This is a genomic window from Streptomyces sp. GbtcB6 (genome assembly GCF_019091475.1).
GTDB lineage: Bacteria > Actinomycetota > Actinomycetes > Streptomycetales > Streptomycetaceae > Streptomyces > Streptomyces hyaluromycini.
The window spans coordinates 128,902-141,541 of record NZ_JAGXJL010000009.1; the positions used below are offsets into that span (position 1 = coordinate 128,902).

A 12,640-nucleotide genomic window follows, 5' to 3' on the forward strand; every position below is an offset into this window, starting at 1 on the left:
GGGTGGCGCTCATATGGTAAACCGCCCGGTGAATGATCGATCAAGGGGGTCCGGGTGTGATGCGGGTCGCGAAATCCTGAACCCGCACGGAAGACCGTGCGAAACCTCCGTGCCGCATGGGGCCCCTGTCAGGGCCGCCGCCCGCTCACCCCTGTGACGTCCAGGTGCCCCTCAGATCGGTGGCCACGTCGAGCAGCAGGGTCCGGAAGACGTCCGCCAGCGGGGTCAGCGCGGTGTCGGACCGGGTCACGGCGTGCAGGTCGCGGTGGAGCGGTGGGTCGGCCAGCGGGCGGTGCGTGGTGCCGGGGACCCGGGTGAGGGCCAGCCGGGAGACGAGCGCGACGCCGTAGCCGGTGCCGACGAGGGCCTGGGCCAGGTCGTACGACGCCGTCTGGAACCGGATCCTGGGGGTGAATCCGGCGCCGGTCGCCGCCCGGTCCAGCTGCTCCCGGGCGGCGTGTCCGGCGAGGATGGTCACCCAGGACTCGTCCCGGAGCTGCTCCAGGCGCAGTGGTGTGCCGTCGGGGGACCCGGTGACCAGGGGGTGGTCGTCGGGCAGGACGATGACCATGGGGTCCCTCAGCAGCGTGTGCACGGTGAGGTGCGGGGGCGGCTCCGGCGGGAGCGCCCAGGAGGCGATCACCGCGACGTCGAGTTCGCCCGCCGCGACCCGCTCGACGCCGCGGTCGGACAACAGGTCCTCCACCGACACGTCGGCGTTCGGATACCGGTGGCGCAGCGCGGTCAGGGCGGGCGGGAGCAGATGCAGGGCGGCGGCCAGGAAGGCGCCCACCCGCAGCCGCAGCGACAGACGGCCGAGGAGTGCGGCGAGCCGCTCCCCGGCCTGTTCCGTCTGCTCGTCGACGACCCGCCCGTGTTCCGCGAGCAGCGCGCCGGCCGCCGTGAGCGACGCGCCACGCGGCCCGCGCACCACCAGCGGCGCGTTCCAGTCCCGCTCGGCCCGGGCCACCTGCTGGGTCACCGCGGCCGGGGTCACGCCGAGGGCGTGGGCGGCACCGGCGAGCGAACCGTGTCGGTCGATCATGGCGAGCAGGCGCAGCTGGCCCGGATCCGAGGTCACTAAATAATCTTAATGCTGACCGAAACGGTTCTGGCTTCTCTTCACGCACCGCTCGCGCCAGCCTGGTGGCGGATCATCCACCCCGCACCAGTGAGAAGGTCGGCGACACGTGCCCATCCATCTGCCCCTGTTCGTGATCACCACCTGGCTGCTGGCCATGCTCCCGGGCGCCGGGCAGGCGCTGATGATCCGGCAGATCCTGGCGTTCGGCCCCCGACCCGCCCTGGCCACCGTCGCGGGCAACGCCACCGGGCTGCTCGTCTGGTCGACCGCCGCCGCGGCCGGCCTCTCCGCGGTGCTCCTGGCCAGCCCGCACGCCTATCTGGTGGTACGCCTCGCGGGCGGAGCGGTGCTGTTCGTGCTGGGGCTCAACACCCTCAGGGCGGCGGCGAAGCAGGGCCTGGCCGAGATCGACCCGGGCGGCGGAACGGACGGCCCCGGCGGTCTCCGGGGCGCGTACGGTGCCGGGCTGGGTACGACGCTGGGCAATCCGAAGGCCGGGGTGTTCGCGGTGTCGGTGCTGCCCCAGTTCGTCACGGCCGACGGCCCCGTCCTGCTGAGCAGCATCGCGCTCGGCGTCCTCTGGGCCGTCGTCAACGTCTGCTGGTACCTGCTCTTCACCTGGGCCGTCGGCCGGGGCCGGGCCCTGGTGTCCCGGCCGGAGGTGCGGCGCGCGCTGAACATCGTCACCGGCGTGGTGCTGTGCGGGCTCGGCGTGGCGGTGGCCGGGGGAGTCTGACCGGAACCGGTGCGTGCCGTTCCGGAGGGCGCCGCCTGACGTGTGCGCAACGACCGGTGGCGCCGATCACCACCTCGTGATCGGCGCCACCCGAGGGCTGAACGGGCCGCGGCCCGGGCGCTCCGCCGGAATCGCCGCGATGCGCCCTCGTGGCTGGTCGTGTTGGTTCCCCGCGCCCCTGCGCGGCGTTGCCGAGCTACTTAACGGGGGTTGAAGACCACGCTGGCGAAGTGGACGCTGCCGGACGCCGAGTGCCCGGGGGTGACCCGGTGCGCGGCGCCCTTGCACTTCGGCTTGCTGTAGACGACGAGCGCCTTCTTCGTGGCGTTCTGCGGCCCGCGCGCCTCCTGCGCCATCTCGAGACACTTGCGGTCCGGCGGGTTCTGGATGGCGTACGCCTTGCCCTTCGGCCCCACCCAGACGAACGTCCCCTCGGCGGCGGCCGCCGGACCCATGGTGATGACAGTGAGGGCAAGCCCGCCGAGAGCGACGGCGAGCGGGCGGAGCAGGCGCATCGTGAAGTCCTTCGTGAAGTTCGACAACGGTGACAACAGAGCCGCGGAAACTCCGAGGCCCGAGGCCATCACACACCGTCACCGCCCCCGCCCCCGAATGCCCCGGCGACACGGAAACGTCCCACGTCCGGGCGATGTCCGTCGGCGTGTCGTGACGCCGGGTCCGGCCGACGGGGTGCCGATGCCCGCCCGGATGCAGCCCTTGTCGGCCCTCGGGACCGGCGAGCTCGCATGTTCAGGTGTCGCCCGTTCGCGGCCGAGTCCACATGCGGCTCGCGTTGAGTGATCAGCGCGAGCTCGGCGGACGTCGATCGCCGGGGGCTACCGCTGCCTGGCGCGGATGTCGTGTGAATGTGCCCGACCATGCCGGAAGGAGCCACAGCATCCCTTGCTGTCAGGGGAAGTCCGGGCAGTCCTCGGCAAAACCCTGCGATACGGGCTGCCACACGCCGTGGTCCGCACGCACGCTCAGCCGATCCGCTTCCTCCCCGGTCTCGATCAGCTGAGCGGTGGTCAAGGGGACGGCCGCTGCGAAGACCCGCCCGAGGTGGCGGCAGTGCAGCACCGGGTGGAGTTCCTCCGCGTACGGCTCATCGGCGACCGCGAAGAGATCGGGCAGAGTCCAGCCCAGCGGACCGGCTACGGCACATAGCTGCTGGCGCCGGTGGGGACTCGGCTCCCAGCGCCACACCATCCCGTACAACGTGCTGAGGGACAGTCCCATGAACGGCAGTTCGCGGATGCCGAAGCCGCGATTGCGGATCAATCCGCCGAGTACGGCGGCGAACCTGGTCTCGGCGGGGCGGGGGTACGGCCAGGTCGGCCGTACGAACGGTCCCGGGGCGGCGACGCGGGGCAGCGAGCGGACGAAAGCCTCCAGCGCGGCGAGCTGCGAGTGGTCGCAGTAACTGACGCGGTATGCGAACTGCCTCATGACCCTGGCGTCGCGCTCCGGGGGAAGGAGTTCCGCCGGTACCGGGCGGCCTGCGACGACGAGAAGGTCGGCGGCCGGTATGTCGAGTTCGGCGGCAAGTTCGGTGAGTCGCTGCGGGGCGGTGTCAGTTCGGCTCGCCGCGAGGCTGCTCAGGATGGTGGCCCGTTCCATGTGGTGAAGGTAGCGGGTGGGCTGCCAGGACAGCCGGGGCCGCATGAGTTCGCGGTTGGGGCTCACCTCCGGTGATCGCCCCGGGCCGTATCGGCTCCTGGTTCCGCCGGCCTCGGTGACCAGCCGGGTGGCGGTCCTGTCGTGATGGCCGAGTGCCTGCGCGATGACGGGGGCCGGGGTCTGCAGGACGAGCCGGCGGATCGCGGAGGCCCTGCCGCGCTGTGGCGGGACGCCGATCTCATGCAGATGGACATGGAGGCTGACCGGGTTCGTCCGCCGCCGTCGGCGAACTCCAGCGCGAGCTGACCTACGACGGGCTGCGGGCCGCCGAGGCCAAGGGCAGCAGGGGTGGCCGCCGACCTGGCCCGCGAAATAGGCACAGCGCAAGGCCCGCCGCGAGTACGAGAACCGCGTCAACGCCCTCACGAGGTCGGCCGGACCGTGAAGGACGGCCATGTGCCAACCGCTTCACGAGCCCCAAGTCCCCCGTGCAGCCCTATCGTTGGCTGATGCGCGCACACCCTGTTGACCGCCCGGCCGATCTCGACGTCGTACGTGAGTCTTACGACCGGGTGGCCGACAACTACGCCCACATGGTCGTGACGACGGGGGTCGGCGACATCCGTAGGCATCCATGGCTCAAGGCGTCGATCGACGCCTTCGCCGACACCGTGCGCGGGCTCGGGCCCGTCCTCGACGTCGGCTGCGGGCCCGGAACGGTGACCGCCTACCTCGCCGAACGCGGACTCGATGTATCCGGGGTGGATCTCTCTCCTCGCATGATCGAGAACGCGCGCCGACTTCATCCGGAGTGCCGCTTCGCTGTCGCTTCCGCCACCGAACTCGACCTCGGTGAAGCGTCTTTGGGCGGCGTGCTCGGGTGGTGGTCACTGTTCAACCTCCCCCGGGACGTCCTTCCCCAGGTCCTCGCCATGTTCGCGCGCGCGTTGAAGCCAGGCGGACACTTCATCACCGGAACACACGTCGGTGACGAGGACGTGGTGCGCACCGAGGCCTACGGAGGCGTACCCGTCCGTTGGACGACACACAAGTGGCGGCCGGAACAACTCGTCAACCTGATCGAGCAAGCCGGCCTGAACCCGGTCGCCGAACTGCGACTCCCTCCGGAGGAGCGCAGCGGGCCGGGTCTGGTCGTCATGGCCAAGCGCCCCGGCTGACGATCATCAGGAATCAAAGCAACACAGGCTCTTCTGACGAGGGCCTTGTCCGACAGGGTCGGAACGCCTTCTGCTTCTGGCCGAACCACAGGTCGTCGCCGTTCTCGCGCGGCGTCTCGTGCCAGGCAGTGCACGCGGCCGCGCTCCCGGAAGCGGCGCAACACCAGCATGGCCTTTGGCGGTTACGGACATGATCTTGTGGTGAGACTCGTCCTACCGGGGGTTTCACGGCAGTTCCGACCCAGGCGCACCACGACGGGGGCCCATAGTGCAGGAGCTCGGTTCCGCGGTCGTGCTCGTCACCGGAGTCATGGCGTCGGGGAAGTCCACCGTCGCCCAGCTGCTGGCCGAGCGGCTCCCACGCTCCGTGCACCTGCGCGGTGACGGCTTCCGCCGGATGATCGTGTCCGGTCGCGAGGAGTTCACGCCCCGGCCGACCGCCGAGGCAACGGCACAGCTGCGGCTGCGCCACCAGGCATCCGCCGCGGTGGCAGATCTGTACGCGAGGGCGGGATGGACCGTCGTCGTCCAGGACGTCGTTCTCGGCGAACACCTGGACGCCTGCCTTGACGCCGTGACGGCGAGGCCCCTGTACCTGGTCGTCCTTGCCCCGCGCCCCGAAGCAGTCGCAGCGCGGGAGGCCGGCCGCGACAAGAACGGCTACGGCGGCCGCTGGACGGTCGACATCCTGGACGACGCACTGCGCCGGGACACCCCACGCCGCGGGCTCTGGCTGGACACCTCGGACCAGACACCCCACCAAACCGTGGATCACATCCTCGCCGACCTCGCCACGGCCCGCGTCGCCGAACGGAATCACACGCCCAGGGCACCCTCCTCCTCGGTCATGCGGTGAGGGCGTCGAGGAGTTCCGCGCGCGAGGGACCGGCCGGCATGGAGCCTTTCGTCTCGGCGGCCAGGCGGGCGACGGCCTCGGTGAGCGCGGGAGCGCGCAGTTCCTCCCGGGCTTCCGGAAGCAGATGCGCGGCGGCCCGCTCCGCCCGCAGGGCGTCCGGGTCACGCTGGGCCAGCAGCCGCAGTGCCCGGTTCCGGTGCCAGTCGGGATCCGCATAAGGGATCCCGGCCGCGTGGGCGTCCATCTCCGCCAGCCGGTGCCGCGTGTAGGTGAGGGACTGCCGGTACGACCAGTCCAGACCGTCGACGGTCGCCTTCGCGTACGCCGCCGCGAAGCCCGGCGGATCGTCCGTGTCCGCCCGGCGCAGCAGGTCGCGCAGGATCAGACTGTGGTTCAGGCTCGTCGCCAGGCCTCGTCCGAGGGTCGGGACGGTGAGCGCCCAGGCGTCCCCGACGGCCACCAGCCCGGTCACGAGGGGCTGTTCGGTGTCGTACAGCGTCCTTCTGCGCTGGGTGAGGCGGCCCATGGTCTGGATCCCCTCGGCGATGGGCCGCCCCTCCAGCCATGCGCTGCCGCCGGGGAAGAGGCTCACGGCCGCCGACCACGCAGCCTCCTGGCGCAGCAGGTCGCGCAGCTCGCGGTCGTGGGTGCGGCTGATGAGGCAGATCGAGTACGTGCCGTGGTCGGCGGGGACGCGCAGCAGGCCCAGGGAGCCGTGCTCGACGAGCAGGGGGAAGGTGTCGGCGGGCAGAGCGCCGTCGGGGGAGCGGTAGTAACGGCTGTGGTAGGTGAAGCCGCGCTCGCCGGTCTCCTCCAGCGGCCCTTCCACCCCGATCTCCCGCAGCCAGGCGGGGAGCCGGGAACGGCGTCCGGTGCAGTCGACGACCAGCTCGGCCGCCATCTCACCCGCACTCGTCGCCACCCCGGTCACGTGCGGCACCCGGCCCCCGGAGGAAGCGCGCAGTCCGAGGCAGGCCACGCCCCAGCGGATCCTGACGCCCGCCGCCTCGGCCGTGTCGCGGGCGGCGGACTCGAAGAGCGGACGCCGGGCCACCAGCGTCTCGAAACGGGCGTCGTCCGCGCGCAGTTCGCCGCCCAGTCCGGGTTCGGGCGCCAGCACGTTCGTGCGTACCGCACCGGCCGCCGTCATGCGTTTCACCAGGTCCGGCAGTTCGGCCTCGGCCAGCTGGCGCCAGCGGGCGAGCGGAAGGTGGAGGAGGCGCATCTGGGGGATTCCGGGGCGCTCCCAACGCGACCACGACCACTCCGGGTCGGCGGGCGGCGGCTCCGGATCCCGTTCGAGAACGGTCACGTCATGGCCGTCCCGGGCCAGGAGCAGGGCTGTCTGGAGGCCGCCGAGTGCGGCGCCGATTACGACGACATTCGTCACGAGACTTCTCTTTCCAGGGGGGACCGACGACTGCGGAGACGTACCAGCCGGACGCCCCCGTCATGCCGGGCCGGCGTTCGCTAGTCCGCTCGTGCCCAGGCGGCCACCAGATCCGGGAGATAGATCGTCGCCTGCCTCTCCAGGCACGCCTTCGCCAATCGGGTGTGGAGGGTGTCGATGTCGACTTCCCGGGGGTCGGCGATGTCGTTGCGCTCGATTACCGGCATGAGGCTGTTCACGGATTCGGCTACGAGCGTCACCGCCGCCGAATCCGCGCCACCGGTCGGCACGGCGCAGGCGACGCCGGGCTCGGAGAGTCCCGCGGCCCGCAGCACCCGGGCCAGCTGTTCACCCATGTCCGGGTTGCGGCCGCCTGCCGTCAACGCCGCGCTGATCCACTTCTGGCACTGCGTCACCAGAGGAACCTCGGGGAAGGCCCGCAACCGTGACACGTTGAAATCCTGGAACGTCACCAGACCACCCCGGCGAAGAGACCGCGTCAGCCCTTTCACGACCCCCACCGGATCATCGACATGGATCAGGATCAGTCGTCCCACCACGGCATCGACAGGCTCGGACAGTTCCACATCGGGCAGCACGGCCTGCTCGAAGGCGACGTTGCGCGTCGAGAGCGCCGCAGCGTTCCGACGGGCGATCGCAAGTACCGCCGGATCCATGTCCACGCCCGTGACGTGGCCGTCCGGGCCGACTATTCGCGCAAGGGCGAGAGACACCGCCCCGGTACCGCAGCCGACGTCGAGGACACGCATCCCCTCCCGCACGCCTGCCGTCCTGAGGAGGTACTCGGTGTGCTCGGCGTAAAGCGAATCCTGAACGCCCAGCCTGTTCGATTCCTCAGTGCTCTGCCCCATCACATAGGCCTTCAAGACCGCTTCGGGCATGCTTGTCCCCTCATCATCCAGAAGTGCTGACTCGGAAGTCCGACGATGTGAAGGCACACTCGGGATCAGGCGCCCCGGCGCCCGGTGAGCCTCCGGTCGCCTCACACTACGAACGCGTTGTCAGCGCTGCCTTCGGCTGGTTGGCCTAACTTCGAGGGGCGGTTGCTGGGGCAGGCCGGTGAGTGCGTCTCGGAGTCCGGCCCGGGACGTGACGTTCAGCTTCGGAAAGACACTGCGAAGATGCGCGGCCACGGTGCGGGGGGACAGGAAGAGCCGGCCGGCTATCTGCTTGTTGGTCAGCCCGGTGGCGGCCAGCTGCGCCACCTGCAGTTGCTGTGGCGTCAGCGTCGAAACCGGATCCGTCCCCGACACCGCCGTCCTGACAGGGTTGCCGCTCGCCCGCAGTTCGTTCGCTGCCCGTGAGCGCCAGGGCTCGGCTCCCAGCCGCTGGAACGTGCTGAGCGCGGCCTCCAGATGCACGAGGGCCGAGCCGGCTTTGGCCCTGCGCAGTCTCTCGCCGTAAGCGAGACAGATTCGTGCCCGGTCGAACGGCCACCGTTCCGCATCGGGGTTGCCGACGGCCCTCTCGAAAAGGTCGTGATCGATGAAGTCCGTGGTGGCCATGGCCTCGGCGCCATCGGCCATCATGGCCATCCGCGGCGAGATGGCCGGGATGCCGGCTCTCCTGACCGCCGCGATGTGCTGGGCCGCCTCCGCGTGGCGGCCGGTGCGGGCCGCGGCTTCGGCGAAGTCCATGAAGAGCCACAGGGCATGGGGCATGTACGGTGGCAGCTCACCAGGGGTGATCACTGACCGCAGATGTCGGTATCCCTCCTCGAAGTCCGCGTCGCCGAGCGCGGACAGGGCCCGGATGTGCGAGGCGTAGACACGCAGCAGCCGCAGTCCCCGCGGGTTCGCCCACGACACGAGGCGGTCCGCGATCTCTCCCGCGGCCCGGTTGTCGCCCTGCGCGGCGGCGAGCAGGCCCTGCAGGAACCGGCCCGACCAGGCCGGCAGACCGTAGGCGCGGGAGTCGCACCAGCGCAGACCTTCGGCGGTGAGGTTCCGGAGGTCGTCCCACTGCCCGCTGGCGTAGGCGTCGTACCCCAGGATGAAGAGGGCCTCGATCGCCGAAGTGACGGCTCCTCGGGTCCGGCCGTCGTCGACGACGCGCCGCAGGGCGCTGCGGCAGCCGGGCAGGCGGTCGGTGTACGTGGCCGAGATGGAGGTGCGGAGGATACGTCGGTGGTCCGTCTCCCCGTGGAGGGCGAAGACGAGGCCGTCGAGGTCGTCCAGGACGGACAGCGCCTTGTGGGCCGGATCGCCGACCGCGCAGTGGACGACCGACAGCAGGTGATCAGAGGTCCGGCGCTGAACGCGCGTGGCGATCCGGTCGAAGGACTGCCAGAACTCCGGTCGGCCGCCTGCGAAGCCCACCAGGATCAGCACGTGCAGTGCCTCGTTGAGCATGTGGTCTTCGGCAGGGCTCGGGCGGGCGTAGCTGTCCATCGCGCTCACGAGAAGCTTGTGCGCGGTGTCCACGTCGCCTTCGCCGTTGATGAGCTGACTCGCCGCTGTCGCCGCGACCGCGAGGGAGCCGGCGCTCACGGGGTCGGCGAGCCTGGCGTCGTCCAGCAGGGCGCGTACGTTGCGCAGGTCGCCGGCGATGTTGGCGCCCAGGCAGGCGGCCTCGGCCAGCATGCGTCCCTTGGCGGTCCGGTCGCTGCTCAGATCGGCGGCGCGTAGCAGCGTGGTGATGGCGCCGACGGCATCGCCGCGGCACAGCGTGCTGTAGGCCACCCCGTGGAGCAGCGAGGCGACCGCATCGTCCGGTCCGACGGTCGCGTTGGCCAGGTGGCGGGCCCGGCGTTCGGATCCTTCCGGGCATTCATCTGCCAGCGCGAGATGCGCGCGTCGGCGGTCCGCGATCGTCGACAGTTCCATGACCGCGGAGCGGGTGAGCGGGTGCCGGAAGACCAGGCGGCCCGTCTGGGAATCGACGTGCACCAGTCCGGCCTTCTCGGCGGGACCCAGTTCGGCCAGGGTGTCGAGGCCGCTCATCGCCCGCTGGAGGATGTGCAGATCGCCCGAGCCGTCCAGAACGGCGAGCAGGAGCAGATCCCGAGTCGGGTCCGGCAGAGCGTCGACCCGCACGGCGAAGACCTTCTTGAGCCGTTCGGACAGTGGCAGCACGGTCGGCAGTGGTCCGCGTTCCGTCTGCTGGGCCTCGTTGAGGGTGGCGGGAAGCTCCAGCAGAGCCAGCGGGTTGCCGGCGGCCTCTTCGACGAGCCGCCGGCGGACCCTGGCCGTCATGGCGGGGAATCGTTGTGTCACCAACTCGTTCGCGGATTCGTCGTCCAGGGGCTGAACCTCGTGTGTGTGTATCCCGACACCGCTCGGCAGGAAGCCCTCGTGGATCCGGGACGCCGCGAGCAGGGCCAGGCGACTGCTGCGGACGTAGCGTGCGAGCGTTCCCAGAACCAGGGTGCTGGGCCGGTCGAGCCAGGTCATGTCGTCGATGACCAACGCGACGGGCCTGTCCTCGGCAGCGGTACGGGACAACAGAGCGAGCACGGCGTTCGCGACGGAGAGCAGTTCGGTCGGCGGTTCCTCGGAGAGCCCCTGGACCGCTCGGAGCGTGTCCGCCTGCCGTGGCGGCAGGCCGGGGATGCCGTCCGCCAACGGCTGCAGCATCTGGTTGAGGGCGGAGAAGCTGACGCCCTCGTCGAACTGAGAGCCCACCACCCTCAGGACACGAAAGCCCGCCTCGGCCGCTCGCCGCGCGGCAGCGTCCAGCAGCGCGCTCTTGCCCACACCTGCCTCTCCGGTCAGCATCAGCGCGACGCCCTCGGCAGCGGCCGGACCGAAGAGTTCGTCGACAAGCGCCAACTCCGCCGTCCGGCCGACGAGACGATCGGCCAGCTGCGCGTCGGCTGCCTCGGCGAGGCGTTCGCCGCCCCCGCTGTCTGGTGATTTAGGGGATGACATGAAGCCTTCATCGTGATCGGGCCGGACGGCGTCCAAGACGGGAGCCGCGACGAAAAGTTCGATGCCGGTAGGGTTTCCCGCATCGCAACTCGGATGCCGGACGTCGATCCGCGCCGGGCGCATCAAGGCAATTGACCGGAACCGTAATCGCGGCGCACTCCTGAGGTCAAACCGACCGAGCCGTCCGGTGACACCGGCGACGCGGCGGCAACTTCGCAGGTCGCGGCTCCTGCCGAGGCGGCGAACCGGCGCAGGGTGGGCGGGGTGGCCGAGTGCGACGGGCCCGGGGGGCTCACACGAAGGCCATCACCAGGGCGACCGCCACGGTGAGCGCCGACAGCCCGACCATCGCCGTCCGCCACGCGGAGCCCGGCACCGGCCCCGGGGGTGCCGGGTCGGGGACGTGTCCGCCCAGGTGGGGACTGTCCAGCCAGTAGGCGTCGGACAGTTGGGCGAAGGAGGGAGTGTCGCTGAGGCCCATGCCTGTTCCAACGTCTTTGACGCGCACGGGAGTCGGCATGGCCGGTGTCGTCACCCCATCGGGGCAATCACTTCCCCGAACGGGTGCTACCGCGCACTGGGCAGCGGCCGGGGCGATGGTTATAAAGGTGCTGTTGCGCGTTTCACCTTGGGGGGCGGGGGATGGCGCGGTTGGAACCCTTGGAACCGCAGCGGATCGGGGGCGTCTTCCGGGAGTCCGCGCCCGCCGGGATCCGCCTGGCCCTGCGCCTTTCGGGCAGACTGCGCGCGGTCCGGCGCCGGACCGCCCGGGCGCCGGCCGACGAGCGGACCTGGTCCCTCACCGCGAAGACCAAGATCCTGCTGATCAGTCTGGGCTCCTGCGGCGTCCTGCTGGGCCTGGCCGAGGCCGCCGGAGCGCTCGGGCCGTCGTCCGGGGACGGCCGGCGGTGGGCCCTGGACTACCTCTTCACCGGCGACACCGAACTGGGCGGCGCCAGCCTGGCGTTGTTCCAGGACCCGGCCGGTCTCGTCATCCTGGCGGTCGTCTTCGTCACCCCAGTCTTCTGCTGCCAGCAGGTCCAGGCCATCGCCGCCTTCGTGCAGATGAACGAGCGCAACGGAGGAACCGAGAAGCTGCTCGACGAGGAGGTCCGGCGCCTCAACGACCTGGTCCGGCAGACCAACCGCTGGTTCCGGTGGCTGGGCCGCTGGTGGGTGTCCCTGGCCCTTCTGCTGGCCATGGCGTCCGGAACGCTCCTGCTGTACCGCTACGTCGACTCCTACGGCCTGATGGAGACCTGGAACCCCACGGACGTCTCCGACACGGCCTGGCGGACCGCGGTGTACGACGGCTGGTGGGGCAACTGGCACCGGCACCCGGAGCTGGCGGTCGCCCTGTGCGTGGCCGGCACCCACGCCTTCTACGTCCTGTCGAAACAGCTCGTCATGGGCGTCGTCTTCACCGTCTACCTGTACCGGTCCGACCTGCTCGGTTTCGGGGTGACCCCGAACATGAGGTACGACAGCGACGGCTTCCAGGGACTGCGCCCGCTGCGCCAGTTCATCCTGTGGACCTACGGCTCCGCCCTCGCCCACATGATCGGCCTGCTGGTCCTCTTCATGATCTGGCTGCCGGCGCGACCGTGGATGGTCTTCATCTTGCTGGTCGTGATGCTGGTCGACATGCTCGTGATCGTGTACCCGTCCTCGATCGGCTACCACTCCGCACTGACCGTGAAGAAGGACCATGTGCGGTACCTGTACGACCACGAACCCCCGGGCGACACGCGCAACGCGGCGATAGCGCAGGTCTGGTCGAAGCCGGTGCTGCCGGTCACGACCCGAAAGGCCACGACCGGCATCTTCCTCTACCTGCTCGCCCCAGCGATCCCGGCACTGGTCCCGCTGCTGTTCCGCTAGGGGGG

Annotated in this window: 11 protein-coding genes; 4 read left to right on the forward strand and 7 right to left on the reverse strand. The window is 70.5% G+C overall.

Annotated features, from left to right (window positions below; translation table 11 throughout):
- Positions 1–145: 145 nt before the first annotated feature.
- Positions 146–1,081, reverse strand: a complete 936-nt coding sequence (locus KVT45_RS17505; protein ID WP_217548465.1) for a LysR family transcriptional regulator — start codon at positions 1,079–1,081, stop codon at positions 146–148.
- A 109-nt stretch (positions 1,082–1,190) separates the two neighbouring features.
- Here KVT45_RS17505 and KVT45_RS17510 point away from each other — a divergent pair, with 109 nt between their 5' ends.
- On the forward strand, positions 1,191–1,820 hold the full coding sequence (locus tag KVT45_RS17510; protein ID WP_217548466.1) for a LysE family translocator: 630 nt from the start codon (positions 1,191–1,193) through the stop codon (positions 1,818–1,820).
- 200 nt (positions 1,821–2,020) lie between these two features.
- Here KVT45_RS17510 and KVT45_RS17515 read toward each other — a convergent pair whose 3' ends face one another.
- Both KVT45_RS17515 and KVT45_RS17520 read right to left on the reverse strand, forming a co-directional pair.
- Positions 2,021–2,362 carry a hypothetical protein gene (locus KVT45_RS17515; RefSeq protein WP_254646926.1) on the reverse strand — a complete coding sequence of 114 codons (342 nt, stop codon included), beginning with the start codon at positions 2,360–2,362 and terminating at the stop codon, positions 2,021–2,023.
- A gap of 367 nt (positions 2,363–2,729) precedes the next feature.
- Positions 2,730–3,506: a hypothetical protein gene (locus KVT45_RS17520; RefSeq protein ID WP_217548468.1), complete on the reverse strand. Its 777-nt coding sequence runs from the start codon at positions 3,504–3,506 to the stop codon at positions 2,730–2,732.
- A gap of 443 nt (positions 3,507–3,949) precedes the next feature.
- Between KVT45_RS17520 and KVT45_RS17525 the strand changes: the two genes are divergently transcribed.
- Together KVT45_RS17525 and KVT45_RS17530 are read left to right on the forward strand one after the other, a co-directional pair.
- Positions 3,950–4,618, forward strand: a complete 669-nt coding sequence (locus KVT45_RS17525; protein ID WP_217548470.1) for a class I SAM-dependent methyltransferase — start codon at positions 3,950–3,952, stop codon at positions 4,616–4,618.
- A gap of 268 nt (positions 4,619–4,886) precedes the next feature.
- On the forward strand, positions 4,887–5,474 hold the full coding sequence (locus tag KVT45_RS17530) for an AAA family ATPase (protein ID WP_217548471.1): 588 nt from the start codon (positions 4,887–4,889) through the stop codon (positions 5,472–5,474).
- On the opposite strand, the gene KVT45_RS17535 is transcribed toward KVT45_RS17530, so the two are convergent.
- The 4 genes from KVT45_RS17535 to KVT45_RS17550 form a co-directional block, all read right to left on the reverse strand.
- The gene (locus tag KVT45_RS17535; RefSeq protein WP_217548473.1) at positions 5,464–6,864 is read right to left on the reverse strand and encodes an NAD(P)/FAD-dependent oxidoreductase; all 1,401 of its coding nucleotides are present in this window, start codon (positions 6,862–6,864) and stop codon (positions 5,464–5,466) included. The genes KVT45_RS17530 and KVT45_RS17535 overlap by 11 nt on opposite strands.
- Before the next feature lie 80 nt (positions 6,865–6,944).
- Positions 6,945–7,766, reverse strand: coding sequence for a class I SAM-dependent methyltransferase (locus tag KVT45_RS17540; protein ID WP_254646927.1), 822 nt, complete (start codon positions 7,764–7,766; stop codon positions 6,945–6,947).
- A 120-nt stretch (positions 7,767–7,886) separates the two neighbouring features.
- Positions 7,887–10,754, reverse strand: a complete 2,868-nt coding sequence (locus KVT45_RS17545; RefSeq protein ID WP_217548475.1) for an AAA family ATPase — start codon at positions 10,752–10,754, stop codon at positions 7,887–7,889.
- 292 nt (positions 10,755–11,046) lie between these two features.
- Positions 11,047–11,235, reverse strand: coding sequence for a hypothetical protein (locus tag KVT45_RS17550; protein ID WP_217548476.1), 189 nt, complete (start codon positions 11,233–11,235; stop codon positions 11,047–11,049).
- A 170-nt stretch (positions 11,236–11,405) separates the two neighbouring features.
- Between KVT45_RS17550 and KVT45_RS17555 the strand changes: the two genes are divergently transcribed.
- Positions 11,406–12,635, forward strand: a complete 1,230-nt coding sequence (locus tag KVT45_RS17555; RefSeq protein ID WP_217548478.1) for a hypothetical protein — start codon at positions 11,406–11,408, stop codon at positions 12,633–12,635.
- The last annotated feature ends 5 nt before the right edge of the window (positions 12,636–12,640 follow it).

What these genes read in the sequence shown, in the direction of transcription:
- KVT45_RS17540 (WP_254646927.1), bottom strand. Translation starts at nt 7,766, where the DNA reads ATGCCCGAAGCGGTCTTGAAGGCCTATGTGATGGGGCAGAGCACTGAG.
- KVT45_RS17545 (WP_217548475.1), bottom strand. Translation starts at nt 10,754, where the DNA reads ATGTCATCCCCTAAATCACCAGACAGCGGGGGCGGCGAACGCCTCGCC.
- KVT45_RS17525 (WP_217548470.1), top strand. Translation starts at nt 3,950, where the DNA reads ATGCGCGCACACCCTGTTGACCGCCCGGCCGATCTCGACGTCGTACGT.
- KVT45_RS17550 (WP_217548476.1), bottom strand. Translation starts at nt 11,235, where the DNA reads ATGGGCCTCAGCGACACTCCCTCCTTCGCCCAACTGTCCGACGCCTAC.